At 45.9% G+C, this 3,347-nt stretch carries 5 protein-coding genes and 2 pseudogenes; 5 read left to right on the top strand and 2 right to left on the bottom strand.

Annotated elements, in window-relative coordinates:
* Nucleotides 1-184: 184 nt before the first annotated feature.
* A pseudogene (locus tag H6F63_RS29695) lies at nucleotides 185-420 on the bottom strand (IS701 family transposase); the annotation flags it as partial.
* A gap of 139 nt (nucleotides 421-559) precedes the next feature.
* Here H6F63_RS29695 and H6F63_RS00045 point away from each other — a divergent pair.
* Nucleotides 560-769, top strand: a pseudogene (locus H6F63_RS00045) (type I restriction-modification enzyme R subunit C-terminal domain-containing protein); the annotation flags it as partial.
* A gap of 123 nt (nucleotides 770-892) precedes the next feature.
* On the opposite strand, the gene H6F63_RS00040 reads toward H6F63_RS00045, so the two are convergent.
* Nucleotides 893-1,615: a site-specific integrase gene (locus H6F63_RS00040; protein ID WP_190633827.1), complete on the bottom strand. Its 723-nt coding sequence runs from the start codon at nucleotides 1,613-1,615 to the stop codon at nucleotides 893-895.
* A 340-nt stretch (nucleotides 1,616-1,955) separates the two neighbouring features.
* Between H6F63_RS00040 and H6F63_RS29105 the strand changes: the two genes are divergently transcribed.
* The 4 genes from H6F63_RS29105 to H6F63_RS30760 all read left to right on the top strand — a co-directional run.
* Nucleotides 1,956-2,105 (top strand): hypothetical protein, encoded by a 150-nt coding sequence (locus H6F63_RS29105; RefSeq protein ID WP_199297438.1) that lies wholly within the window; start codon nucleotides 1,956-1,958, stop codon nucleotides 2,103-2,105.
* A 7-nt stretch (nucleotides 2,106-2,112) separates the two neighbouring features.
* Complete coding sequence (locus H6F63_RS00030) at nucleotides 2,113-2,748, top strand: hypothetical protein (protein ID WP_190633825.1); 636 nt, start codon at nucleotides 2,113-2,115, stop codon at nucleotides 2,746-2,748.
* 109 nt (nucleotides 2,749-2,857) lie between these two features.
* Entirely contained in the window at nucleotides 2,858-3,037 is a 180-nt protein-coding gene (locus tag H6F63_RS29100; RefSeq protein WP_199297436.1) for a hypothetical protein, read from the top strand.
* A gap of 68 nt (nucleotides 3,038-3,105) precedes the next feature.
* The coding region (locus H6F63_RS30760) for a type I restriction-modification system subunit M N-terminal domain-containing protein (protein WP_190633823.1) at nucleotides 3,106-3,347 on the top strand (242 nt) is incomplete at its 3' end.

Genomic DNA, 3,347 nt, shown 5'->3' with positions numbered 1-3,347 from the left:
ACCAAGATTTATCTCATCCCTATTATTGGGCAGGTTTCACGATAATTGGTAGCCCTTGGTAAGTGTATTACCTCTGTTAAGGGGTAAAAGTAGAAGAATTAGCCAAAAGTCAACCCCCGTTTTTCCTTTTTTAATAACTAACGGAACTTGAGCAAGGTCAAGCTCAAACAAGCCCTAAATTCGCTCAGCGTAATGCAAATACGTCACTATTCTCCTGGAGCCAACCGACAAATCGGTAAGATACACTGTTTTAAAAGCTGATAAAGCTTCAGTAAATGTATGCAATGATTTATTCGCCCAATCTTCTCTTAATCCTCCCATTAATTGTTGCCAAAGAATAAAAGTATAGGTACAGAAAACTAATATCAAATGTTGATGAAGACTTTTTATACTTCGCACCTGATATTCTCTTAGCTGTAGCGACCTACAATGCTAACCCTCTTCTGTCACTTTGGGAAAATTCAACGAATTTACGTTGTTACAGCCCACGAAAAATCAAGGTTTCACCCCAGTTTGACAGAAGAGGGTTAATTGCTCAAACCTAGAAGGTGGCAACTTCAGCGCTAATCAGATCCACTTCGTAGAGAACATTATCGACTACCTGAGCCAAAACGGCGTAATGGACTCAGGTTTGCTCTATAAACCTCTGTTCACCCACTCGTATCCAGAAGGTTTGGATGGTATGTTCACAGACAACGATGCCGACCAAATTATCTCGCTCGTGCGCTCCTTTAACGAAACTGTAGAGGCAGAACTTGGGGCAGCGTGACAGCGATTTGTCACATTGAAAAGGCAATCATTTTAGGGACGATCTATCTACTCTTTCCTAAAAGAAATTAGGATGTCGTCATATACTACTTTCCCGACTGGCGATCGCATTTTCGGCAGCGATTCAGGAATCCTTTTCAATAAAACCAGAACCATCGATTGGAGTTGAAGGAGGATTTTCCTTTAAGTCGTCATACATACATCTCTCAACTGGCGACCGCATTGGTGTCCGATCCGTTTCTACATCGTCATAAGCTCTTTTCCCGACATAGGAGAGCATTGATAAGGCTGATACGGCTCCTCTGACTTGTTCTGGGCGTACTTCCAAGTATTTTTGCAATTCTTCTAAATTGCGGTGTCCGGACACTTCTTGAATGACTCGCAACGGGATGCCCGCATCGCTCATCTGGGTCAAGGCTGTGCGTCGGAAGCTGTGAGTGCTGGCTCCCTCTATTCCCAGGTGCAGGCAAGCGTCTCTCAAAATTTTGGCGGCGGAGTCTGGGTTGAGGTGTCCGTGACCGTGGCGACCGGGGAACAAGAACCAGGTTCGAGGTGTGGGGTAGTAGTCAACTAACAGTGACCGCAATTCTTCGATGACTGGGATGCAGCGAGTTGCTAGCTTGCCTTTGGTGTTTCCTTTGCGAATAATTAAATCGGGTCGCACGATTTCTTTACGATCGTAGACATCAGTTGTCTTTAGGGTACAGGCTTCCCGGATGCGACAGCCGGTGTAGAGGCAGATCCCGAATAAGGCGCGATCGCGTTCGGTTTGCAAACCGGAATTGAACAGCAACTGGATTTCTGCTACAGATAAAATCTTGGCTTGACCGTGCCGATCTATTTTCATTGAAACTACCCATCAATGCCCAATGATTTACCACGATTTGGGGGTAGCTTGGAAGAGTGCAATTAATCTTGAGTCAATTGGCTTCAGATGGAGTGCAATCTACTTCATCAAGCGTAATCTTAAAGCTTGATTAAAAGCAGACTGAATGAAAAATCAGTAAATATACCATTTGAGATGCAGCGTCTCATCGCTTAGGCTCAATTGAGAAAGCTTGGGAGGCATTCTTGTCATGCCCGTGTCTAATGGGCTAGAAATCGCTGCACTGGTGCGTGAAACCAGATATCATTTAGGGCTGACTCAATTGTAGGAGAGCACAAAAGTTAAGTGTCTCATCCAATCGGTGAACCGTTGGAAAAATGGGCGCACTCGACCTTTAGCGATAGTTCTCAAGCAGATTGAGGCGCAACTGCGGGCGATGGGAGATTGGGGTATTGATTTGTTGGGTCAGTATTTCCCAAAGTCAGTGCCTCTTGAGCAGGAATTGAGGTGAATCACCAATGGATGAAGTCGTCAAAAAAGTAGCAGCTTTAGGATTACCAGGAGTCATCCTAGTAATTACAATGGCAGCTACAGGTTTAACAGGTGCCGCTGCTATCACAGCAGCTTTAGCTTTTCTGGGTGGCCCAGCAGGAATGTTGGGCGGGATTGCAGTCTTAGGACTCACCGGATTGATTACCGATGCCTTAGCAAAGGTAGGACTTGAAGATTTTTTAACAGCCGTTTATTGCACTAGACGACTTCAGGAGCCACACGGAAAGCTTTTGGAAGAGATTAATTCTTTATCGCTATTTGACGGTGACATCAAGGATAGGCTCAGAAGCACTGTAACAGATGGGTGTGGTTGTGCAACTGTAGCAGATGCTTACATTACAGATATCACCAAACAAGCGATCGCTATCTTAGAAAGTGTCCCTGGAATTACTCCCGCACACCATAGGGATTTCAAAAGCGCTAATCCAATTATGCGGCTGAGGGATGGGACAGCGGTAAGAACCTGGAAGAACCCCGTGGGAGTTGACCACGTTTTCTTAGCCGATGGCAATGACCGAATGATTTACGGCGGTTATGTGGGTTGGATTCATAGTCAAGGATTAAATGCTGCGATCTCCAGAATTAGAAGAGACTTTACTTAATAACTCTCGCCATGATGCAATCTAACCCACCACTGCCACAACCCCAAGCGTGAACCCACTGGCATCACTTTTTACCAGTATGCAGAATACACCCGCCTAGAAGCTGGAATTGAGAAACGGCTACATGGGCTACGGGGGAAAAGACCAAACTGGGTTTCATTTAGCTGTCCTGACCAACATGGAGCTATTAGCCGCAATCCGAAATACAGAGGTGGTTGAAGCTTTAGACCGTCATCTACGGGAAAGGTTGGAGACGGTCAATGCTCCATCGTTGTGGCAGAAGCTATGATAAATCGGTTGAACCCTTGCAATGGAAGATTTGACAGCGATCTCAGAGTATCTTGAGGATTAAGAAGAGTGCCACGCCCGAAATCGACAAGTAGTAAGACCAACGGTAACGCTGCAAAGAGCAGTAACGGTGCCAAGTTAGGCTTTGAGGAAATCCTGTGGGCGGCGGCGGATAAGCAGCGGGGTCACATGGACGCGGCGGAATACAAGCACGTTGTCCTGGGACTAATCTTCCTCAAGTACATTTCTGATGCGTTTCAGGAACTCTACGACAAGTTAGAGTCCCAAGAGTACGCTGACCCTGAAGACCG

The organism is Trichocoleus sp. FACHB-40 (genome assembly GCF_014695915.1).
In the GTDB taxonomy this organism is placed as follows: domain Bacteria; phylum Cyanobacteriota; class Cyanobacteriia; order Cyanobacteriales; family FACHB-T130; genus Funiculus; species Funiculus sociatus.
Note: the sequence above shows the minus strand (reverse complement) of the source record. Positions and strands in the feature narration are given on the sequence as shown.